Origin of the sequence: Saccharopolyspora gregorii (assembly GCF_024734405.1) — a bacterium.
Taxonomy (GTDB): domain Bacteria; phylum Actinomycetota; class Actinomycetes; order Mycobacteriales; family Pseudonocardiaceae; genus Saccharopolyspora_C; species Saccharopolyspora_C gregorii.
In genome coordinates this window covers 5958807-5979417 of sequence record NZ_CP059556.1, presented here as the reverse complement: position 1 = coordinate 5979417, position 20611 = coordinate 5958807, and the positions used below count along the sequence as shown (strand labels likewise).

Here is a 20611-nt window from a genome sequence, read left to right as displayed (position 1 = left end):
TCCTACAATCGGCGATCGTGGCGAGCGAACAGGAGTTCCCGGGCGAGTCCGAGCAGACCGCGGAGAGCGGTCCGGGCACCCGGTGGCCCGCGCGGCGCATCCGCCGCACCGCCGCCCGCGGCGTCCTGGTGCTCGGCGTGCTGCTGACCGTGCTGGGCCTGTCCGTGATCGGCGCTTGCGCGATCGACGACCGGACCATCACCGAGTCCCGCGGCGACGGGGTGGCCGAAGTGGTCAGCACGTCGCTGACCCGCACCGTCATCCGCTTCACCACGCCCGAAGGCCGGGTGCACATCCCGCAGGACGGCGTGCTGTACCCCGGCGGCCTGCAGCAGGGCCAGTTCGTCCGCGTCGAGTACGACACCCGCAACCCCGACCTGGTCCGGGTGGCCGGGCGCGGCATGGTGCTGTCGCTGCTGCCGGTCGCGGCGTCCCTCGCCGGGACGTGGCTGGTCCTCGGCGCCGCGCACTGGCTACTGCGCCGGGAGCGCCCGGCCGCGGCCTGAACCGGGAATTCCGCCCCTTCCGCTCCGCCCGGCACCGCGGCCACAGTGGGCCCGGGTGATCCCGCCGCGGCGGGTGGTCCCACGAGTGGTCTCGCGACCAGCGGTCCAGCCCGCACTCCGGTGCGGCCCCCGCGAGGTGGGTGAGCGCGTATGGGCACGGTGAACTTCGGAACCGGCGGGCGACCGCCGCGTCCTTCCGCAGGTGGTCCCGAGTGGTGGCCCGCGGCGGCGGTCGAGCCGGGAGGACCGGACCGGTCGGCGCCGGAGTCGTACCGGCCGGACTGGGTCCTCGCGGCTCCCGTCACCGCGGCGGTGACCCGGACCGTCCCGGCCGGGGCGGATCCGGCCGATCTCGCCGGGTACTGCTTGATGCTGGGCGACGACGCGCTGCTGCTGGCACACCGCCTGTCCGGCTGGGGGGTGCGCGGGCCGGACCTGGAGGAGGGCGCCGCGCTGGCCGCGATCACGGCGGACCTGCTCGGCCAGGCGCGGGCGCTGCTGGAGCGGGCCGCGGAACTGGAGGGCGCGGGCCGGGACGCGGACCTGCTGGCCTACCACCGCGACAGCGGGGACTTCCGCAACGTGCGGCTCGCCGAGATCGATTGCGGGCCGGGGCCCGGTGGTGACTTCGCGACCAGCACGGCCCGGTTGCTGCTGTTCGCGGCCTGGCGGCACGCGGTGTTCGCCCGGCTCGCCGCGACCCGCGATCCGGTGCTCTCGGCGATCGCGGCGCGCACCTGGCGGGTGCTGCTGCGGCACCGCCAGCACGCCGAGCAGTGGGTGATCCGGCTCGGGGACCGCGCTCCCGAGTCGCGGCTGCGGATGCAGGAGGCGTTGCACCGGGTGTGGCCGCTGTCGGGGGAGCTGTTCGCGGTGCACCCGGTGGAGCGCAGGCTCGCCGAGGCCGGGTGCGCGGTGCGTCCGGACGCGGTGCGCGGTGAGGTCGCCGCGGCGTTGGACGAGGCGGTGTCGGTCGCCCGGCTGGAGCTGCCGCCCCTCGGCGAAGCCCCGCCGGAGGGCACCGGTGGGCGGTGGGGCGCGCACACCGAGTCGATGCCGTTCGTCGTCGCCGACATGCAGTACCTGGTGCGCGCCGACCCGGTCGAGCCGTGATCGTTCCGTTTCCGCGGTTGAGTACTTTCCCCGAGGCCCCGAGCCGACCCGGCGGGCAAGGTGGGTGTGATGCCGGGACGAACCCGGTGGGTCCGCCGGATCGCCTTGGGGGCGAGCGCTGGTCCGACGGGAACCGAGCGGAAGGCGCGGCTGGAGATGAACGGTTTCTGGTGGGCGGTGCTGGCGGGAACGGTCGCGGGATCCCTGGGCGCCGCGGTCACCCTGCTGGCGTGGGCCGGGCCGTGGACGCGACGAGCTCGCCCCGAGATGCCGGAGCCCGCACCGGCGGCTCCGCAGGAGCGGACGGCGCCGCCGCGGGGGTTCGGCGAACCGGGCCACGTGGACGGCTGGGTGCGCGACCTGCACCGCTGCGAGCAGGCGGTGGCGCGCGCCCGGCGCGCGGTGGAGTCGGTGTCCTCGGCGCGGGCGCGGGAGGCGCTGCTGGTGGTGGTCCGCCGGATGGACGCGGAGCTGCCGAGCGTGCAGGCGCTCGTCGAGGTGGGCCGCGGCTCGGACCTGGATCCGAGCTCGGCGGACCGGCGGGACCAGGAGGTGCTGCGGCGGGTGCGGGACCAGGTCGCCGAGGCCGCCGCGCGCTTCGCATCGATCACCGAGGACGTGCTGCACGTGGTGGTCGACCTGGTCGCGGCGCCGGACCTGCCGCGGGTGCACCACGAGGTGGCGGTCCTGCGCGACCGGTTCCCGCTGCTGCACCCGATGTCCGAGGTGTTCGCCCGCGCGGACGCCCCGCTGCCCGCGCTCGCCGCTCCCTGACAGCGCGACCCGCGCCGCGGGTGACCGCGCCCGGCCGGTCACGGCGTCGCTCGGCGCCACCAGTCGAGGACGTCCCCGGCGACGGCGGGTCCGGCCACGAGCAGCCCGCCGACGGGCAGCGTCGCCGGGCGCCCACCGCGGTCCAGCACCGCGGCCCCCGATTCGACGGCCAGCGCCAGCGCACCCGCGACGTCCCACTCCTCGTACGAGTCCAGCACGGCCGCGATGGCGTGCCCCAGCGCGACCTGCGCGATCGCCAGCGCCGGTGATCCCAGCAGCCGCACGCCCACCTGCGCCCGGGCCGCGTTGCTGATGAACCGGTCCATGCCGGGCCACGGGCCGCTGCGGGTCAGCTCGGTGCAGACGATGCCGGCGCGGGTCTCGGCCTGGTCGGCGAGCCGCACCGGCACCCCGTTGGCGCGCATCCCGCGGTCCCGGGCCGCCGCGTAGATCTGGGACCGGTACGGGTCGGCGACGACGCCGACCAGCGGCCCGCGTTCGTCGAGCATCGCGAGGCTGTAGGCGCACCACGGCAGCCCGGCCACGTAGTTCGCGGTGCCGTCCACCGGGTCCACCGACCAGCGGAACCGGGACGAACCGGAGCGGGCGGTGAGCTGGTCGGCGACGGAGGTGGACCAGCCGGGCGCGGAGTCGAACTCCTCGCCGAACACCGGTACTCCCGGGAACTCGTCGCCGAGCACCCGCCGGGTGTGCCGTTCCAGGGTGCGCCCGGTGTCGGTCACCCAGTCGAAGGGCGATTCGGTGGCCGCCGGGCGGGCCCCGCGTCCCGCGGTGGCGGTGATGACGTCGGCGGCGTCGTTCGCGAGCCGCCCGGCCACTTCCAGCGCGCGGGAGACCAAGCCGGGTTCGATGTGGTGCGAGGGCTCCGAGGGAAGGACCGTCATGCCGCTCCAGGGTCGACACCCGCGGTGTATGCGGGGCTGCGCCCAGGTGGACACCAGACGAGCGGCGGCCGTCCGGGCGGGGTCGGGCGGCGCCGCACGGGGCAGTTGGGGTGCTCTTCGGCGGCTGTTCCGGGATGCGTCACGTGGGGGTCGTCTGGGCGCCGGAGCGGGGCGGGACGGTGTCGCTCGTGCGGATCGCCATCGTGTCGGAGAGTTTCCTGCCGCAGGTCAACGGGGTCACGAACTCGGTGCTGCGGGTGCTGGAGCACCTGCGCCGCCGCGGTGACCAGGCGCTCGTGATCGCCCCGGGCGCGGGCCCCGACGAGCACGAGGGCACGCCGGTGGTGCGGCTGCCCGCCGTGGACATCCCGGTGGTGTCCTCGCTGCCGATCGGGTTCCCCACCCGCCGGTTGCTGCAGGGCTTGGCGGACTTCGGGCCGGACGTGGTGCACCTGGCCTCGCCGTTCGTGGTGGGGGCGCGGGGGCTGGCGGCGGCGCGGAAGCTGGGCGTGCCGACGGTCGCGGTGTACCAGACGGACGTGGCCGGGTTCGCGGAGTCGTACGGGCTGGGGTTGACCGCGCGCGCCGCGTGGCGCTGGACGCGGCGGCTGCACAGCGCCGCCGACCGCACGCTGGCCCCGTCCACCTGGGCGGCGGAAGCGCTGCGCGAGCACGGCATCCCGCGGGTGCACCGCTGGGGCCGCGGGGTGGACACGGCCCGGTTCCACCCGGGGAAGCGGGACGAGCGGCTGCGCGCCGAGCTCGCCCCGGGCGGGGAGTTGCTGATCGGGTACGTCGGCAGGCTCGCCCCGGAGAAGCACGTGGAGCGGCTCGCGGCGCTGGACGGCGTGCCCGGGGTGCGGGTGGTGGTGGTCGGCGACGGCCCGCAGCGGGAGCAGCTCGCCGCGCAGCTGCCGGGCGCCGCGTTCCTCGGCCTGCGCACCGGCGAGGAGCTCGCCCGGATCTACGCGAGCCTGGACGTGTTCGTGCACACCGGCCCGTACGAGACGTTCTGCCAGTCCGTGCAGGAGGCGATGGCCAGCGGGGTCCCCGCGCTCGCCCCGGACGCGGGCGGCCCGCGGGACCTGGTGCTGCCGGGCCGCACCGGCCACCTGCTGCCGCCGCACGACGCGGACGCGCACGCCCGGCGGCTGCGCGCGGCGGTGGCGGAGCTGCGGGACCCGGCGCTGCGGGCGAGGTTCGGCGCGGCCGCCCGCGACTCGGTGGCCCAGCGCACCTGGCCCGCGCTGTGCGAGCAGTTGATCGGCCACTACGCGGAGGTCATCGGCCGCCCGCAGGACGACCGGCTGGCCGCCTGAGCGCCCGCTGCACGTAAGCTGCCGACGTGTCTCGCGCCGGTTTGGACAAGGATCCGCACGCGGTCGCCGCGATGTTCGACGGCGTCGCGAAGCGCTACGACCTGACGAACACCGTGATGTCGTTCGGGCAGGACCGGCGCTGGCGGCAGATCACCCGGCAGGCGCTGGACCCGCGGCCGCACGAGCGCATCCTGGACCTGGCCGCGGGCAGCGGCGTGTCCACCGCGGAGCTGGCGAAGTCCGGCGCGTGGTGCGTGGCCGCGGACTTCTCGCTGGGCATGCTGTCGGTGGGCCGGGACCGCGGGCTGCCGATGGTGGCGGCCGACGCGCTGCGGCTGCCGTTCGCGGACGACTCCTTCGACGCGGCGACGATCTCGTTCGGGCTGCGCAACGTGGTGGACACGGTGGCGGGCCTGCGCGAGATGGCGCGGGTGGTGCGCCCCGGCGGGCGGCTGGTGGTGTGCGAGTTCTCCACCCCCACCTGGGAGCCGTTCCGCACCGTCTACATGAACTACGTGATGCGCGCGCTGCCGCCGATCGCCCGCGCGGTGTCCTCGAACCCGGACGCGTACGTGTACCTGGCGGAGTCGATCCGCTCCTGGCCGGACCAGCGGGTGCTGGCCGCGAAGATCGGCGAGGCCGGCTGGTCGAAGGTGGCGTGGCGCGACCTGATGGGCGGCGCCGTCGCCGTGCACCGAGCTTTCAAGGCCTGAGTCCGGCGCTTCCTTCGAGCTGTGCTCGGGGCGGAACCTCAGCTGCTTCCTCGCTGCGGGATCGTTTTCACCGGTGGCTCCGCCACAGGAGAAAACGCTGTCCTCGCGAGGAACCAGCTGAGAACCCGCGGGTGGTCCTGCTGCTCTGGTGGTCGGCAGCTCATCGGCTTCGCCGCTGACAGGAAACCGACAAGACCCGCCGGGCGGTTTCGCGACGGGCAGTGAGCCTTCGCGCGTGCTGAACCTCCGGAGCGCGCATCCTTCGCGTTCGGTGCGTTGCCGGGAGCCGCGTCCTGGCCGGTCGTGCTGCGAGCACCCGGCCGCCGTCCGTCGCGCCCGGCCCCTGCGGCGCCGCTGAGGCCCGGGCCTGGAACCGTTCCGCACCCGGTGATCCCGGCGGCGCTGCGGCGTGCGGGTGGCCCGGTGCCCTCCGGCGCCCCGGAGATACGCCTCACCTGCGAGGACGGTCACCCGAGCGGCCTATCTCGCGGGGTCGATCGAGTGCTTCCGCAGGCCTAGACTCGGCGGAGATAGTGAACTCGTTCACAAGCGGGCGGGTTCACCGGGTCACGGCGGAACCGCTCGGGTGCGCGGCACCGGAGCGGGTGGCGGGTGCGGTCCGCGTGCCTGGCGCCGTGGCTCGACACCGCAACTGCACGGCTATCAAGGAGTGTCATGACCAGCGCCACCCCCCGACGCCGACCGAACGACGACGCCGACGTGATCGTCGTCGGTGCCGGGCCGGCCGGTTCGACGGCGGCGACGTACCTGGCCCGCGCGGGCCTCGACGTGCTGCTGCTGGAGAAGAGCGTCTTCCCCAGGGAGAAGGTGTGCGGCGACGGCATCACGCCGCGCGGCGTCAAGCAGCTGATCGACCTCGGCATCGACACCCGGGAGGAGGCCGGCTGGCTGCACAACCGGGGTCTGCGCGTGGTCGGCGGCGGCGTGAACATCGAGCTGGACTGGCCGGAGCTCGCCGACTTCCCGCCCTACGGCGTGGTCCGTCCGCGCAACGACTTCGACGACCTGCTCGCCCGCGGGGCGGAACGCGCGGGCGCCCGGATGGTGCAGCAGACGACGGTGACCGGAGCCGTCCGGAATGAGCGGACCGGCCGCATCGACGGGGTCGCCGCGAAGACCGGCCCCGACCGCCAGCCGGTGACCTACCGGGCGCCGCTGGTGCTCGGGTGCGACGGCGTGTCGGCCCGCCTGGCGTTGTCGATGGGCATCGAGAAGCGCGAGGACCGCCCGATGGGCGTCGCGGTGCGCCGCTACTACGACAGCCCGCGCAGCAAGGACGACTTCCTGGAGTCGCACCTGGAGCTGTGGGACCGGTCGACGCCCGCCGAGCCGAAGCTGATGCCGGGCTACGGCTGGATCTTCGGCATGGGCGACGGGACGGTGAACGTGGGGCTGGGCGTGCTGTCGACGTCGAAGTCCTACGGCAAGACCGACTACCGCCAGCTGTTGCGCTCCTGGCTGGACGGGACCCCGGAGGAGTGGGGTTTCCGGGAGGAGAACGCCACCGGCAAGATCGGCGGCGCCGCGCTGCCGATGGGCTTCAACCGCACGCCGCACTACCGGGACGGGCTGCTGCTCGTCGGGGACGCCGGCGGCATGGTCAACCCGTTCAACGGCGAGGGCATCGCGTACGCCATGGAATCCGCCCGGTTGGCGGCGGAGTGCGTGGTCCACGCGTACGCACGACCGGCGGGCCCTTCGCGGGAGCACGCGCTGCTCCGGTACCCGGGTGCGGTGTCCGACGCGATGGGCGGCTACTTCCGGCTCGGGAACATCTTCAGCAAGTTGATTGGCAATCCGACGGTGATGCGGATGGCCACCAAGCACGGGTTGCCGCGGCCGTTGCTGATGCGTTTCGTGTTGAAGCTGCTGGCAAATCTGTACGACGTGCGCGATGGGGACACGATGGACCGTGTGATCAGCGCCACTACTCGGCTCACCCCTAGCGCCTGACTGCCGGAGTCTGGTCAGATGGTCACGTGATTGTGTGAGAAGTCATAAAGTTAGGTTCGCCTCACTGCGGAGCGGTTACGTCCGACCGCATAGAGTGCGCACCTGACGCCGCAGACGTGACGTTCGTCTCGGCGGGGGCAGCGAAGGAGGGCGGTGCCATGGGCGAGGCAGGCGCTTCGGGCGTGCTGGACCCGTACATCCCGCTGGTGCTGATGTTCGCGCTGGCGCTGGGATTCGCGGTGTTCTCGGTGAGCATCGCGCCACTGGTCGGCCCCCGCCGCTACAACAGGGCGAAGCTCGATGCCTACGAGTGCGGGATCGAGCCTTCCCCGCAGCCGGTGATGGGCGGCGGCCGGATGCCGGTCGCCTACTACCTCACGGCGATGCTGTTCATCCTCTTCGACATCGAAATGGTCTTCCTCTACCCGTTCGCGGTCTCCGCGGACTCCCTCGGGCTGTTCGGCGTGGCCGAGGTCGTGCTGTTCATCGCGACCGTCGGATTCGCCTACGTCTACGTGTGGCGGCGCGGAGGCCTCGACTGGAACTAGGCGCCCGGGCCCGGGCGGGCCTGAGCGAGCACTGACCGTTCTCAATGGCGACAGCGGAAGGAGTGCCGAGATGGGCCTCGAAGAGCAGCTGCCCAACGGCATCCTGTTGGCCAACGTGGAGAAGCTCGTCAACTGGACCCGGAAGACCTCGATGTGGCCGGCGACCTTCGGGTTGGCCTGCTGCGCGATCGAGATGATGACGGTCGGCGGTTCCCGCTACGACATCGCCCGGTTCGGCATGGAGCGCTTCTCCGCCACCCCGCGGCAGGCCGATCTGATGATCGTCGCCGGTCGGGTGACCAACAAGATGGCCCCGGTCCTGCGGCAGATCTACGACCAGATGCCGGAGCCGCGCTGGGTGCTGGCGATGGGCGTGTGCGCTTCCACCGGGGGCATGTTCAACAACTACGCCGTGGTGCAGGGCGTGGACCACGTGGTGCCGGTGGACATGTACCTGCCGGGTTGTCCGCCGCGGCCGGAGATGTTGCTCGACGCGATCCTCAAGCTGCACGCCAAGATCATGGACGAGCCGATCAACGCCAAGCGCGCCGCGCTGCGCGCCGAGAGCGGGGCTCGCACCGAACTCATCGCCTCCTCCGAGCGCTACGCGCCGAAGAACCGCTCGCAGCGCAAGCGCGCCGAGCGGCAGCAGCTGGCGCAGCGCCAGGAGATGGGCGCGGAAGGCCCGCTCGCCGTCGAGACCGACGCGCAGCGGGAGCAGACGCAGCGGCAACTCGGCGCGGGCAGGTGAGCGGCATGACCGACTCGAAGCGGACCACCCCGGACCCCGGCGAGAAGGGCTCCAGCGCGGACCGGCCAGGCGAGGGCTTGGAACCGGTGCGTTCCGGTGCGGGCGCGATCGCCGAGCCGCGGGAGCCGATCGTCGCCGGGCGCGAGCGGCAGGGCATGTTCGGCGTGCGCGGCAGCGGCGACACCTCCGGCTACGGCGGGCTGCGGCTGCCCGCGCACCTGCCCGCCCCGGCCGAGCGGCCGTTCGGCGGCTGGTTCGACGAGGTGGCGGACGCGCTGCTGGATTCGCTGCGCGGCAAGGGGATCGACTCGGCGGTGCAGCAGGTGACCGTGGACCGCGGGGAGATCACCTTCTACGTGGACCGCGAGCACCTGGTGGCCACCTGCTCCTCGCTGCGCGACGACCCGGCGCTGCGCTTCGAGCTGTGCAGCTCGGTGTCCGGCGTGGACTACGGGCCGGAGGTGCCGCAGCGGCTGCACTCGGTCTACCACCTGACCTCGATGACCTACCGCCGCCGCATCCGGCTGGAGGTGGCCGTCGACGTCGACGACCCGCACCTGCCGTCGGTCGTGTCCGTGTACCCGACGGCGGACTTCCAGGAGCGCGAGGCCTGGGACATGTTCGGCCTGGTCTACGACGGGCACCCCGCGCTCACCCGGATCTTGATGCCGGACGACTGGGACGGGCACCCGCAGCGCAAGGACTACCCGCTCGGCGGCATCCCCGTCGAGTACAAGGGCGCCGAGATACCGCCGCCCGACCAGCGGCGGGCCTACTCATGAGGTTCCGCGGACCGCACGGCCACGGCAGGCAGCACGCGGAGAGGTGCTGAACATGACCACCGAACCACTGACCGATCCCACCACGGACCCCGGCAGGCACGCGGCGTCGCGCGAGACGACGGAAGGCCGCGTCTACACCGTCACCGGCGGCGACTGGGACGAGTTCATCGACGAGGCGGCGGATTCCGAGCGCGTCGTCATCAACCTCGGCCCGCAGCACCCGTCCACGCACGGGGTGCTGCGGCTGGTGCTGGAACTCGAGGGCGAGACCGTCACCCAGGCGCGCTCGGTGATCGGCTACCTGCACACCGGGATCGAGAAGAACACCGAGTACCGCACCTGGACCCAGGGCGTCACCTTCGTCACGCGGATGGACTACCTGGCGCCGCTGTACAACGAGGCGGCGTACTGCCTGGGCGTGGAGAAGCTGCTCGGGGTCGAGGCGCCGACGCGGGCGCAGACCTTCCGGATCATGCTGATGGAGCTGAACCGGATCTCCTCGCACCTGGTGTTCATGGCGACCGGCGCGATGGAGCTGGGCTCCACCACCGGCATGACCTTCGGTTTCCGCGATCGCGAGGAAGTGCTGCACCTGCTGGAGTTCCTCACCGGGCTGCGGATGAACCACGCGTTCATCCGGCCGGGCGGGGTGGCCCAGGACCTCCCGGAGAACTACCGGGAGAAGGTGCTGGAGTTCATCAAGGTCATGGACAAGCGGCTGCCGGACTACGCGAAGCTGTTCTCCGGCCAGCCGATCTGGAAGCAGCGGCTCAAGGACGTCGGGTACCTGCCGCTGGACGGCTGCCTGCAGCTGGGCGTGACGGGGCCGCTGCTGCGCTCGGCGGGCATCGCCTGGGACCTGCGCAAGATCGAGCCGTACTGCGGTTACGAGAACTTCGAGTTCGAGGTGCCGACGAGCACCGACGCGGACTGCTTCGCCCGGTTCCTGCTGCGGCTGGAGGAGATCCACCAGTCGCTGAAGATCATCCGGCAGTGCCTGGACGCCTTCGAGCCCGGCCCGGTGATGGTGGACGACCCGAAGATCGCGTGGCCGGCGAAGCTGAGCATCGGGCCGGACGGCATGGGCAACTCCCTGGAGCATGTCCGCAAGATCATGGGCCAGTCGATGGAATCGCTGATCCACCACTTCAAGCTGGTCACCGAGGGCTTCGACGTGCCCCCGGGGCAGGTGTACTCGCCGGTGGAGTCGCCGCGCGGCGAGCTGGGCTACCACTTGGTCTCCGACGGCGGCACCCGGCCGATGCGGGTGCACGTGCGGGAACCGAGCTTCGTGAACCTCCAGGCGTTCCCGGCGATGGCCGAGGGCGGCCTGGTCGCGGACGTGATCGCGGCAGTGGCCTCGATCGACCCGGTGATGGGCGGGGTGGACCGATGACGGAGCAGTTCGATTTCACCACCACCGAGCACGTGCTGAGCCCGCCGGGCGCGCCGGTGTTCGGCGAGGACGTGCGCGCCGACGCGAAGCGCATCGTCGAGCGCTACCCAGAGGCGCGGTCGGCGCTGCTGCCGATGCTGCACCTCGTGCAGTCCGAGCAGGGCCACGTCAGCACCGAGGGCATCGAGTTCTGCGCCGAGCAGCTGGCGCTGTCCGCCGCCGAGGTCAGCGCGGTCGCCACCTTCTACACGATGTACAAGCGCAAGCCCTGCGGCGAGCATCTGGTCAGCGTGTGCACCAACACGCTGTGCGCCGCCCTGGGCGGCGACGCCATCTACGCGAAGGTGTCCGAGCACCTCGGTGTCGGCCACGACGAGACCTCCGGCACGCCGGGCGAACCGGGCTCGCTGACGCTGGAGCACGCCGAATGCCTCGCGGCCTGCGACCACGCCCCGGTGCTGCAGGTCGACTACGAGTACTACGACAAGCAGAGCCCGGAAGCGGCGCTGGAACTGGTGAAGTCCTTGCAACGCGGGGAGAAGCCGGACCCGACGCGCGGCGCACCGCTCACCGACTTCCGCCGCACCGAGCGCCAGCTCGCCGGGTTCTTCGACCGGCCCGGCGCCCGGCTGGAGGACACCGTGGACGGCCCCTCGGCCGCCCCCGAGACGGTCCGCGGCGCGCACCTGGCGCAGCAGCGCGGCTGGACCGCGCCGCCGATGCCGGACGACGCGCAGATCCCGCCGCTGCCGGAGAAGGAGTGAGTGGACATGACCGACGCGAACTCCCCCAAGCCCGACGACCTCACCCCGGTGCTGACCAAGCGGTGGTTGTCGCCGACCTCCTGGAGCCTCCGCACCTACGAGCAGCTGGAGGGCTACACCGCGCTGCGCAAGGCGTTGCGCGCCACGCCCGACGAGCTGGTCGAACTGGTGAAGGCCGCGGGCCTGCGCGGCCGTGGCGGCGCCGGGTTCCCGGCGGGCGTGAAGTGGAGCTTCATGCCGAAGGAACCGGTGAAGCCGCACTACCTCGTGGTCAACGCCGACGAGGGCGAACCGGGCACCTGCAAGGACATCCCGCTGATGATGGCCGACCCGCACTCGCTGGTGGAGGGCGTGATCATCGCCTGCTACGCGATGCGCTCGCACTTCTCGGCGATCTACGTGCGCGGTGAGGCGCTGCACTGCATCCGCCGGTTGAACAACGCCGTGCAGGAGGCCTACGCCGCGGGCTACCTGGGCAAGGACATCCTCGGCTCCGGTTTCGACTGCGACGTCGTGGTGCACGCCGGGGCCGGCGCCTACATCTGCGGCGAGGAGACGGCGCTGCTCGATTCGCTGGAGGGCAAGCGCGGGCAGCCGCGGCTGAAACCGCCGTTCCCCGCCGCCGCCGGGCTCTACGCGTGCCCGACCACGGTGAACAACGTGGAGACCATCGCCTCGGTGCCGTTCATCGTCAACGGCGGCTCCGACTGGTTCCGCAGCATGGGACGGGAGAAGTCGCCCGGCCCGAAGATCTACTCGCTGTCCGGGCACGTCACCAACCCCGGCCAGTACGAGGCCCCGCTGGGCACCACGCTGCGGCAGCTGCTGGAGCTGGCGGGCGGCATGAAGGACGGGATCCCGCTCAAGTTCTGGACCCCCGGCGGCTCGTCCACCCCGCTGTTCACCGCCGAGCACCTGGACGTGCCGCTGGACTTCGAGGGCGCCGCCGAAGCGGGCTCGATGCTGGGCACCACGGCGCTGATGGTGTTCAACGAGACCGTGTCCGTGCCGTGGGCGGTGATGAAGTGGACGCAGTTCTACGAGCACGAGTCCTGCGGCAAGTGCACCCCCTGCCGGGAGGGCACCTTCTGGCTCGCCCAGGTCCTGGAGCGCATGGTCGCGGGGCACGGCACCGAAGAGGACATCGACACCCTGCTCGACGTCTGCGACAACATCTTCGGCCGCTCCTTCTGCGCCCTCGGTGACGGCGCGGTCAGCCCGATCACCAGCGGCATCAAGTACTTCCGCGAGGAATTCCTCGCGCTGTGTCAGCAGAACCGGCCCGGCGCGGAGCCGGGCGAGCCCGCACTGGCAGGAGCGGCCCGATGACGGTGGCATCCGAGCGTGAGACCAAGCCGGTCCCCGAGGGGCACGTCCGGCTGACGATCGACGGCGTCGAAGTGGACGCCCCCAAGGGCGAGCTGCTGATCCGCACCGCGGAGCGGATGGGCATCGTCATCCCCCGGTTCTGCGACCACCCGCTGCTCGACCCGGCGGGCGCGTGCCGGCAGTGCCTGGTGGAAGTGGAGATGAACGGCCGGGCGATGCCCAAGCCGCAGGCCTCCTGCACGATGACCGTCGCCGACGGCATGGTGGTGAAGACGCAGCAGACCTCGCCGGTCGCCGACAAGGCGCAGCAGGGCGTGATGGAACTGCTGCTGATCAACCACCCGCTGGACTGCCCGATCTGCGACAAGGGCGGCGAGTGCCCGCTGCAGAACCAGGCGCTCAAGCACGGCCGCGCCGAATCCCGGTTCCACGACACCAAGCGGACCTTCGCCAAGCCGGTGCCGATCTCCACCCAGGTGCTGCTGGACCGGGAGCGCTGCGTGCTGTGCCAGCGCTGCACCCGGTTCTCCAAGCAGATCGCGGGCGACCCGTTCATCGAACTGCTGGAGCGCGGGGCGGTGCAGCAGATCGGCATCGCCGAGCAGCAGCCGTTCCAGTCGTACTTCTCCGGCAACACCATCCAGATCTGCCCGGTGGGCGCGTTGACCAGCGCCGCCTACCGGTTCCGGTCCCGGCCGTTCGACCTGGTGTCCACGCCGGCCGTGTGCGAGCACTGCTCGTCGGGCTGCGCGACGCGCACCGACTGGCGGCGCGGCAAGGTGATGCGGCGGCTCGCCGGGGACGACCCGGAGGTCAACGAGGAATGGCTCTGCGACAAGGGCCGGTTCGCGTTCCGCTACGCCACCGCCGCGGACCGCTTCCTGCGGCCGATGGTGCGCGAGGGCGGTGAGCTGCGGACCGCGTCCTGGACGGAGGCGCTGCGCGTCGCCGCCGACGGGCTGCTGCGGGCGCGCGACGACCGCGGCGTCGGAGTGCTGCCCGGCGGCCGGTTGACCGAGGAGGACGCCTACGCCTACGCGAAGTTCGCGCGGATCGCGTTGCGCACCAACGACGTCGACGCCCGCGCCAGGGCGCACTCGGACGAGGAGCTCGCGTTCCTGGAGTCCGCCGTCGTCGGCACCGGGCCCGATGCGGGCGCGGTGACCTTCGCCGACCTGGAGGCCGCGCCCGCCGTGCTGTGCGTCGCCTTCGAACCGGAGGAGGAGTCGCCGAGCGTGTTCCTGCGGCTGCGCAAGGCGGCGCGCAAGGGGAGCACGAAGGTCTTCCACCTCGGGCAGTGGAACTCGCCGGGCGTGGAGAAGACGACGCGGATCATGAGCGGTGGCGGTCCGGTGCGCACCGGCGCGCTGCTGCCGTGCCCGCCCGGCGGGGAGGCCGCCGCGCTGGCCGAGCTCCCGTCCGAAGTGGACGAAGCGCTGCGGGCCGGGGGAGCGGTGCTCGTCGTCGGCGAGCGGGCCGCGCAGATCCCCGGCCTGCTCTCCGAGGTCACCCGCACCGCGGCCCGCACCGGCGCGCGGGTCGCGTGGATCCCGCGCCGCGCGGGCGAACGCGGCGCCGTCGAAGCCGGCGCGCTGCCCACGCTGCTGCCCGGCGGCCGCGCCGTCGGCGACCTCACCGCCTGCGCCGAGGTCGCCCAGACCTGGGGCGTGGACGCCGACAGCCTGCCCGGCGCGCCCGGGCGGGACACCGACGGCATCCTGCGCGCCGCCGCGCGCGGCGACCTCGCCGGACTGCTCGTCGGCGGTGTCGACCCGGACGACCTGCCCGACCCGGAACTGGCCCGGCAGGCCCTGGACCGCGCCGACTTCGTGGTGAGCCTCGAACTGCGTCCCAGCGCCGTCACCGAACGCGCCGACGTGGTGCTGCCCATCGCGCCGAGCTCGGAGAAGTCCGGCACCTACCTGAACTGGGAGGGCCGCCGCCGCGAATTCCGCATCACCATCGAAGGAACCGGCGCGCTGCCGGACTGCCGGGTGCTGGACACCCTCGCGGTCGAGATGGACGCCGACCTGTTCACCCAGAGCCCCGCCGCGGTCCGCGCCGAACTGGACCGGCTCGGCACCGGCGGGCGCGCCCGGCCACCCGCCCCGGACGAGCAGGTGCGGCCCGTCGCGCCACCCGGGCCGGGCCGCGTGCTGCTGGCCACCTGGCGGCGGCTGCTGGACGACGGCTCGCTGCAGGACGACGAACCGAACCTCGCGGGCACCCGGCGGGACACCGTGGCGATGCTGTCCCCGGCCACCGCGCGGCGGCTCGGGCTGCTGGAGCGCCAGCAGGTCGAAGTCCGCGGCGACCGCGGGTCGATCACGCTCGAAGCGCGGTTCACCGACATGCCCGACGACGTGGTGTGGCTGCCGATGGACTCCGGACCGTCGAAGGTGAACCGGCTGCTGGGCGTCGGGCACGGCGCGCCCGTCGCGCTCGCCCCCGCCGGGCCGCTCGCGAACGGGCACGGCGGCAACGGGCACGGGACCAACGGGCACGGTGCGAACGGCCACGGCGGCACCGGGCTCGGCTTCGGCGGCCCCGAGAGGAGCCGGTCATGACGCGCACCGCCGAACTGCTCGCCGACGACCCGATCTGGCTGATCCTGATCAAGGTTGTGGCGATCTTCGCCTTCCTGGTGCTGATGACGCTGCTGACGATCTGGGCCGAGCGCCGCGTCATCGGCCGCATGCAGCACCGGCCCGGCCCGAACCGCGCCGGACCGTTCGGCATCCTGCAATCCCTGGCCGACGGGTTGAAGCTCGCGTTCAAGGAGGACATCCGGCCGGTGCTGGCCGACAAGTGGGTGTACTTCCTCGCTCCGGTGATCTCCGCGACGCCCGCGCTGGTGTCGTTCTCGGTGATCCCGATCGGCCCGGAGGTCACGATCTTCGGCGAGCGCACCGCGCTGCAGCTGGTGGAACTGCCGGTCGGGCTGCTCGTCGTGCTGGCCAGCGCTTCCATCGGCGTCTACGGCATCGTGCTCGCCGGCTGGTCCTCCGGATCGCCGTACCCGCTGCTGGGTTCGCTGCGCTCCGCCGCGCAGGTCATCTCCTACGAGATCGCGATGGGCCTCTCGTTCGTCGCCGTGATCATGTACGCGGGCACGTTGTCCACCGCGGGCATCGTCGAAGCGCAGACCAGCGGCTGGTTCGCGCTCGTGCTGCCGTTCAGCTTCCTGGTCTACGTGGTGGCGATGGTCGGCGAGACCAACCGCGCCCCGTTCGACCTGCCGGAAGCCGAATCCGAACTGGTCGGCGGCTTCCACACCGAGTACTCCTCGCTGAAGTTCGCGCTGTTCTTCCTCGCCGAGTACATCAACATGGTCACCGTCTCCGCCCTCGCCACCACGCTGTTCCTCGGCGGCTGGCACGCGCCGTGGCCGCTGAGCCTGATCGGCGGCGGGGTGCTCAACACCGGCTGGTGGCCGGTGCTGTGGTTCCTCGGGAAGACGCTGGCGTTCCTGTTCGTGTTCGTGTGGCTGCGCGCCACGCTGCCGCGGCTGCGCTACGACCAGTTCATGAACCTCGGCTGGAAGGTCCTCGTCCCGCTGAGCCTGGTGTGGATCGTGGTGGTCACCGTGATCCGCGCGGTCCGCAACGAGCAGGGCGTCGACTCGACGACGTTCCTGGTCGTCGGCGGCGTGGTGCTGGTGGTGCTCATCGCCGCGGCCTTCCTCGTCCCGGACCGCAAGCGGCCCGAACCGGAAGAACCGGAAGCGCCCATGGCGGGCAGCGGGTTCCCCGTCCCGCCGCTGGACCTGCAAGTGCCCCCGACCCCACCGCGGCGCACCCCGGTGCCGCCGTCCGGGGCCGACGACGCCTCGAAGGAGGGAGCGGGCCGTGTTTGATCCGCTGAAAGGTTTCGGCGTCACCTTCTCGACGATGTTCAAGAAGGTCGTCACCGAGGAGTACCCCGAGGTCAAGAAGGTCACCGCACCCCGGTTCCACGGCCGCCACCAGCTCAACCGGCACCCGGACGGGCTGGAGAAGTGCGTGGGCTGCGAGCTGTGCGCCTGGGCCTGCCCCGCCGACGCGATCTTCGTCGAGGGCGGGGACAACACCGAGGACGAGCGCTACTCGCCGGGGGAGCGCTACGGCGCCGACTACCAAATCAACTACCTGCGGTGCATCGGCTGCGGCCTGTGCATCGAGGCGTGCCCGACCCGCTCGCTGACCATGACGAACGAGTACGAGACCGCCGACGACGACCGGCAGCACCTCATCTACACCAAGGAGGACCTGCTGGCCCCGCTGCTGCCCGGCATGGAGCAGCCGCCGCACCCGATGCGGCTCGGCGAGGACGAGCAGGACTACTACGTGCGCGGGCCCGAGCTCGCGCGGCGCAGCGGCGTGCCCGAAGGCGAAACCGTGGAGACCGGGCACGAGGAGGCGCGGCGGTGATGCTCACGGCAACGGCGGTGCTCGCCCAGCAGCAGGCCGCGGACGTGGTCGGCGCGGGGGAGGCCGCGGCGTTCTGGATCCTCGGGCCGCTGGCCCTGGTCGGGGCGCTGGGCATGGTGTTCTCGCGCGGCGCGGTGCACTCCGCGCTGTTCCTGGTGCTGACCATGCTGAGCCTCGGCGTGCTGTACATGGCGCAGAGCGCGCCCTTCCTCGGCTTCACCCAGATCATCGTCTACACCGGCGCGATCATGATGCTGTTCCTGTTCGTGCTGATGATGGTGGGCCGCGACTCCTCGGACTCGGTGGTCGAGGTGCTGCGCGGGCAGCGGCTGTGGGCCGCCGTCGCCGGCGTCGCGTTCGCGCTGCTGCTGGTGACCGGGCTGGCCAGGGCGCTCACCGACGTGCCGGTCGCCGCCCCGCTGGACCCGTGGTCCGCGCGCGGCGGCGGTGCGGGCGGGCTCGGCGCGCTGATCTTCACCGACTACCTGTTCCCGTTCGAGCTGACCTCGGCGCTGCTGATCACCGCCGCGCTGGGCGCGATGGTGCTCGCCTACGGCGGCAAGGGACGCGCCGCGCGGATCAGCCAGCGGGAACGCGTCGAAGCGCGGCTGCGCGGCGACCGGTCCTCGCCGTTGCCCGGCCCCGGCGTGTACGCCACCGCGAACTCGGTGGCGACCCCGGCGCTGCTGCCGGACGGCTCGGTGGCGCCCGAGTCGCTGTCCGAGATCCTCGACAACCTGCCGGTCGAACGGCTCACCGCCGAACGCGACGCCATCGCGGGCAAGGACGGCGGAGCCGATCCGCACGCGCTCACCGATCGGCCCCGCGACCCCGGGGAACCGGCACCCGACCTCGACGCGCCGGAGCCCGGGGCCCCGGACGACCGCGGCGAGGACGGCAGCAACGGCCGCTCCGGCTCCGGCCACGCGTCCCCCGAGGAGGTCCGGCGATGACCCCCACCTACTACCTGCTGCTGTCCGCGCTGCTGTTCAGCATCGGTGCCGTCGGCGTGCTGGTGCGGCGCAACGCCATCGTCGTGTTCATGTGCATCGAGCTGATGCTCAACGCGGTGAACCTGACGCTGGTCACCTTCGCCCGCATCGAGGGCTCGGTGCACGGGCAGGTGATGGCGTTCTTCGTGATGGTCGTCGCCGCCGCGGAAGTCGTGGTCGGCCTCGCGATCATCATGTCGATCTTCCGGACCCGCCGCTCGGCCTCGGTCGACGACGCCAACCTCCTCAAGTACTAGCGCCATGCCCGCCCCCGCGGCCGGCGCGCCGCGCACCCGAACCCCCGTTCGCACTCACAGTAGGGAGAGCCTGGCGTGACGACGACGTTCCCGGCCAGTCCCGATCTCCTCGCCGTGCAGGCCGCGCAAGGTCCCGTGCAGGGCGGCGCCTGGCTGCTCATCGCACTGCCGCTGCTCGGCGCCGCCGTGCTGCTGATCGCGGGCCGCCGCGCCGACGGGTGGGGCCACCTGCTGGGCAGCGCCACCGTGATCGCGGCGTTCGCCTACGGGGTGGCGCTGTTCACGAGCATCGCGGGCGACGCGCAACCGGTGCGCGAGCTGCACGTGTTCTCCTGGATCCCGGTCGAGGCGCTGCAGGTCGACTTCGGGCTGCGGCTGGACCCGCTGTCGATGGTGTTCGTGCTGCTGATCACCGGGGTGGGCGCGCTGATCCACCTCTACTCGATCGGCTACATGGCCCACGACCAGGAAGGCCGCACCGGCAGGCACAACACCGAGCGGCGGCGGTTCTTCGCCTACCTGAACCTATTCGTCGCGGCCATGCTGGTGCTGGTGCTGGGCAACAGCTTCGTGACGCTGTACCTCGGCTGGGAGGGCGTCGGCCTGGCGTCCTACCTGCTGATCGGGTTCTGGCAGCAGCGGCCCTCGGCGGCAGCGGCCGCGACCAAGGCGTTCGTGATGAACCGGGTCGGCGACGTCGGGCTCGCCCTCGCGATCTTCCTGCTGTTCGCGAAGCTCGGCACCACCCAGTACACCGAGGTCTTCGCCCGCGCCGGTGAGCTGACCCCGGGTGTGCTGCTGGCGATCACGCTGCTGCTGCTGCTCGGCGCCTGCGGCAAGTCCGGCCAGGTCCCGCTGCAGGCGTGGCTGCCGGACGCGATGGAAGGCCCCACCCCGGTGTCCGCGCTGATCCACGCGGCGACCATGGTCACCGCGGGCGTCTACCTGATCGCCCGCGCCAACCCGCTGTACACGCTGTCCCCGGACGGCAGGCTGGTCGTCACCATCATCGGCGCGGTGACGCTGCTGGTCGGCTGCGTCATCGGCTGCGCCTACGACGACATCAAGAAGGTGCTGGCCTACTCCACGGTCAGCCAGATCGGCTACATGGTCCTCGCCGTCGGGCTCGGGCCGGCCGGGTACGCGCTCGGCATCATGCACCTGCTCACCCACGGGTTCTTCAAGGCCGGGCTGTTCCTCGGCGCCGGATCGGTGATGCACGCGATGCGCGACGAGGTGAACATGCGCCGGTTCGGCGGGCTCGCCAAGCACCTGCCGATCACCTTCGCCACCTTCGCGCTCGGTTACCTGGCGCTGATCGGGTTCCCGTTCCTGTCCGGCTACTACTCGAAGGACGCGATCATCGAGGCCGCGTTCGGCCAGGACGGCTGGCGGGGCTGGGTGTTCGGCGGCGCGGCGCTGCTGGGTGCCGCGCTCACCGCGTTCTACATGACGCGGCTGGTGCTGATGACCTTCTTCGGCGAGAAGCGCTGGCAGGACCTCAAGACCGCGGACGGGCAGGACTACCACCCGCACGAATCCCCGGCGATCATGACCGGGCCGATGATCGTGCTGGCCGTCGGCTCGGTCGGGGCGGGCATGTTCCTCGCCTCCGGGGACCGGCTGGTCACCTTCCTCGCGCCGTCGCTCGGCGCGCTGGAGGAATCGCACGGCGGGGCGCTGCCGCACTCGGTGATCCCGGTGCTGACCGTGGTGCTCTCCGCGCTCGGCGCGCTCGTCGCCTGGCTGCTCGTCGGCCGGAAACCGGTGCCGGTCACCCGGCCCGAGCGGGTGTCGCCGGTGGTGCGCGCCGCGCGCGCCGACCTCGGCGGCAACGCGCTCAACGACGCCGTCGCCGTCAAACCCACCGCCGGGCTCACCCGCGGCCTGGTCGCCTTCGACCGCGCCGCCGTGGACGGAGCCGTCACCGGTCTCGCCGGTGCGCTGCAGCTCGGCTCCGGCTGGGCGCGGCGCAGGCAGAACGGGTTCGTCCGCTCCTACGCGCTGTCCATGCTCTGCGGCGGCGTGCTGCTGATCGGGGCGCTGCTGGTGGTGGGCACGCCGTGACCGACCGCACCC

At 72.3% G+C, this 20611-nt stretch carries 19 protein-coding genes; 18 read left to right on the top strand and 1 reads right to left on the bottom strand.

The genetic code is table 11. The features are described from left to right. The first annotated feature begins 17 nt into the window (after nucleotides 1-17). The 3 genes from H1226_RS26285 to H1226_RS26275 all read left to right on the top strand — a co-directional run bounded on the left by H1226_RS26285 (nucleotide 18) and on the right by H1226_RS26275 (nucleotide 2393). Nucleotides 18-506, top strand: coding sequence for a DUF3592 domain-containing protein (locus H1226_RS26285; protein WP_224956953.1), 489 nt, complete (start codon nucleotides 18-20; stop codon nucleotides 504-506). 312 nt (nucleotides 507-818) lie between these two features. Beyond that, nucleotides 819-1619, top strand: a complete 801-nt coding sequence (gene paaC / locus H1226_RS26280) for a 1,2-phenylacetyl-CoA epoxidase subunit PaaC (RefSeq protein ID WP_258343789.1) — start codon at nucleotides 819-821, stop codon at nucleotides 1617-1619. A 69-nt stretch (nucleotides 1620-1688) separates the two neighbouring features. After that, nucleotides 1689-2393, top strand: a complete 705-nt coding sequence (locus H1226_RS26275; protein ID WP_258343788.1) for a hypothetical protein — start codon at nucleotides 1689-1691, stop codon at nucleotides 2391-2393. A 38-nt stretch (nucleotides 2394-2431) separates the two neighbouring features. Here the strand turns inward: H1226_RS26275 and H1226_RS26270 are convergent, their stop codons facing one another. Then, nucleotides 2432-3298, bottom strand: coding sequence for an inositol monophosphatase family protein (locus H1226_RS26270; protein WP_224956949.1), 867 nt, complete (start codon nucleotides 3296-3298; stop codon nucleotides 2432-2434). Between the two features lie 203 nt (nucleotides 3299-3501). On the opposite strand from H1226_RS26270, the gene H1226_RS26265 reads away from it, so the two are divergent. From H1226_RS26265 to nuoL, 15 genes are all read left to right on the top strand, one after another. Beyond that, entirely contained in the window at nucleotides 3502-4617 is a 1116-nt protein-coding gene (locus H1226_RS26265; protein ID WP_308011214.1) for a glycosyltransferase family 4 protein, read from the top strand. A gap of 26 nt (nucleotides 4618-4643) precedes the next feature. Continuing rightward, complete coding sequence (locus H1226_RS26260; protein ID WP_258343785.1) at nucleotides 4644-5330, top strand: demethylmenaquinone methyltransferase; 687 nt, start codon at nucleotides 4644-4646, stop codon at nucleotides 5328-5330. Nucleotides 5331-6005: 675 nt separating this feature from the next. Beyond that, nucleotides 6006-7304, top strand: coding sequence for a geranylgeranyl reductase family protein (locus H1226_RS26255; RefSeq protein ID WP_224967083.1), 1299 nt, complete (start codon nucleotides 6006-6008; stop codon nucleotides 7302-7304). 158 nt (nucleotides 7305-7462) lie between these two features. Next, the gene (locus tag H1226_RS26250) at nucleotides 7463-7852 is read left to right on the top strand and encodes an NADH-quinone oxidoreductase subunit A (protein WP_224956945.1); all 390 of its coding nucleotides are present in this window, start codon (nucleotides 7463-7465) and stop codon (nucleotides 7850-7852) included. A gap of 70 nt (nucleotides 7853-7922) precedes the next feature. Continuing rightward, on the top strand, nucleotides 7923-8603 hold the full coding sequence (locus H1226_RS26245; RefSeq protein ID WP_224967084.1) for a NuoB/complex I 20 kDa subunit family protein: 681 nt from the start codon (nucleotides 7923-7925) through the stop codon (nucleotides 8601-8603). Between the two features lie 5 nt (nucleotides 8604-8608). Continuing rightward, complete coding sequence (locus H1226_RS26240; protein ID WP_258343774.1) at nucleotides 8609-9385, top strand: NADH-quinone oxidoreductase subunit C; 777 nt, start codon at nucleotides 8609-8611, stop codon at nucleotides 9383-9385. 52 nt (nucleotides 9386-9437) lie between these two features. Continuing rightward, on the top strand, nucleotides 9438-10781 hold the full coding sequence (locus H1226_RS26235) for an NADH-quinone oxidoreductase subunit D (RefSeq protein WP_224956941.1): 1344 nt from the start codon (nucleotides 9438-9440) through the stop codon (nucleotides 10779-10781). Continuing rightward, complete coding sequence (gene nuoE / locus H1226_RS26230) at nucleotides 10778-11545, top strand: NADH-quinone oxidoreductase subunit NuoE (RefSeq protein ID WP_224956940.1); 768 nt, start codon at nucleotides 10778-10780, stop codon at nucleotides 11543-11545. Before H1226_RS26235 ends, nuoE begins: the two co-directional genes overlap by 4 nt. Before the next feature lie 6 nt (nucleotides 11546-11551). Beyond that, complete coding sequence (gene nuoF / locus H1226_RS26225; protein WP_258343764.1) at nucleotides 11552-12874, top strand: NADH-quinone oxidoreductase subunit NuoF; 1323 nt, start codon at nucleotides 11552-11554, stop codon at nucleotides 12872-12874. Next, nucleotides 12871-15441, top strand: a complete 2571-nt coding sequence (locus H1226_RS26220; RefSeq protein ID WP_258343762.1) for an NADH-quinone oxidoreductase subunit G — start codon at nucleotides 12871-12873, stop codon at nucleotides 15439-15441. Before nuoF ends, H1226_RS26220 begins: the two co-directional genes overlap by 4 nt. Continuing rightward, nucleotides 15438-16730, top strand: coding sequence for an NADH-quinone oxidoreductase subunit NuoH (gene nuoH / locus H1226_RS26215; RefSeq protein WP_225043649.1), 1293 nt, complete (start codon nucleotides 15438-15440; stop codon nucleotides 16728-16730). The genes H1226_RS26220 and nuoH overlap by 4 nt, the downstream gene beginning before the upstream one ends. Continuing rightward, on the top strand, nucleotides 16723-17283 hold the full coding sequence (nuoI, locus tag H1226_RS26210) for an NADH-quinone oxidoreductase subunit NuoI (protein WP_224956932.1): 561 nt from the start codon (nucleotides 16723-16725) through the stop codon (nucleotides 17281-17283). Before nuoH ends, nuoI begins: the two co-directional genes overlap by 8 nt. After that, nucleotides 17283-18236 (top strand): NADH-quinone oxidoreductase subunit J, encoded by a 954-nt coding sequence (locus H1226_RS26205; protein WP_224956931.1) that lies wholly within the window; start codon nucleotides 17283-17285, stop codon nucleotides 18234-18236. The genes nuoI and H1226_RS26205 overlap by 1 nt, the downstream gene beginning before the upstream one ends. Beyond that, nucleotides 18233-18532 carry an NADH-quinone oxidoreductase subunit NuoK gene (nuoK, locus tag H1226_RS26200; protein WP_184476123.1) on the top strand — a complete coding sequence of 100 codons (300 nt, stop codon included), beginning with the start codon at nucleotides 18233-18235 and terminating at the stop codon, nucleotides 18530-18532. Before H1226_RS26205 ends, nuoK begins: the two co-directional genes overlap by 4 nt. 135 nt (nucleotides 18533-18667) lie before the next feature. Beyond that, the gene (nuoL, locus tag H1226_RS26195) at nucleotides 18668-20599 is read left to right on the top strand and encodes an NADH-quinone oxidoreductase subunit L (RefSeq protein ID WP_258349506.1); all 1932 of its coding nucleotides are present in this window, start codon (nucleotides 18668-18670) and stop codon (nucleotides 20597-20599) included. Nucleotides 20600-20611: the final 12 nt, after the last annotated feature.

Coding starts and splice junctions, on each gene's coding strand:
- nuoE (WP_224956940.1), top strand. CDS start 10,778: ATGACGGAGCAGTTCGATTTCACCACCACCGAGCACGTGCTGAGCCCG.
- H1226_RS26245 (WP_224967084.1), top strand. CDS start 7,923: ATGGGCCTCGAAGAGCAGCTGCCCAACGGCATCCTGTTGGCCAACGTG.
- H1226_RS26205 (WP_224956931.1), top strand. CDS start 17,283: ATGCTCACGGCAACGGCGGTGCTCGCCCAGCAGCAGGCCGCGGACGTG.
- H1226_RS26255 (WP_224967083.1), top strand. CDS start 6,006: ATGACCAGCGCCACCCCCCGACGCCGACCGAACGACGACGCCGACGTG.
- H1226_RS26240 (WP_258343774.1), top strand. CDS start 8,609: ATGACCGACTCGAAGCGGACCACCCCGGACCCCGGCGAGAAGGGCTCC.
- H1226_RS26275 (WP_258343788.1), top strand. CDS start 1,689: ATGCCGGGACGAACCCGGTGGGTCCGCCGGATCGCCTTGGGGGCGAGC.
- nuoH (WP_225043649.1), top strand. CDS start 15,438: ATGACGCGCACCGCCGAACTGCTCGCCGACGACCCGATCTGGCTGATC.
- H1226_RS26235 (WP_224956941.1), top strand. CDS start 9,438: ATGACCACCGAACCACTGACCGATCCCACCACGGACCCCGGCAGGCAC.
- H1226_RS26220 (WP_258343762.1), top strand. CDS start 12,871: ATGACGGTGGCATCCGAGCGTGAGACCAAGCCGGTCCCCGAGGGGCAC.
- nuoK (WP_184476123.1), top strand. CDS start 18,233: ATGACCCCCACCTACTACCTGCTGCTGTCCGCGCTGCTGTTCAGCATC.
- H1226_RS26250 (WP_224956945.1), top strand. CDS start 7,463: ATGGGCGAGGCAGGCGCTTCGGGCGTGCTGGACCCGTACATCCCGCTG.
- H1226_RS26270 (WP_224956949.1), bottom strand. CDS start 3,298: ATGACGGTCCTTCCCTCGGAGCCCTCGCACCACATCGAACCCGGCTTG.
- nuoF (WP_258343764.1), top strand. CDS start 11,552: ATGACCGACGCGAACTCCCCCAAGCCCGACGACCTCACCCCGGTGCTG.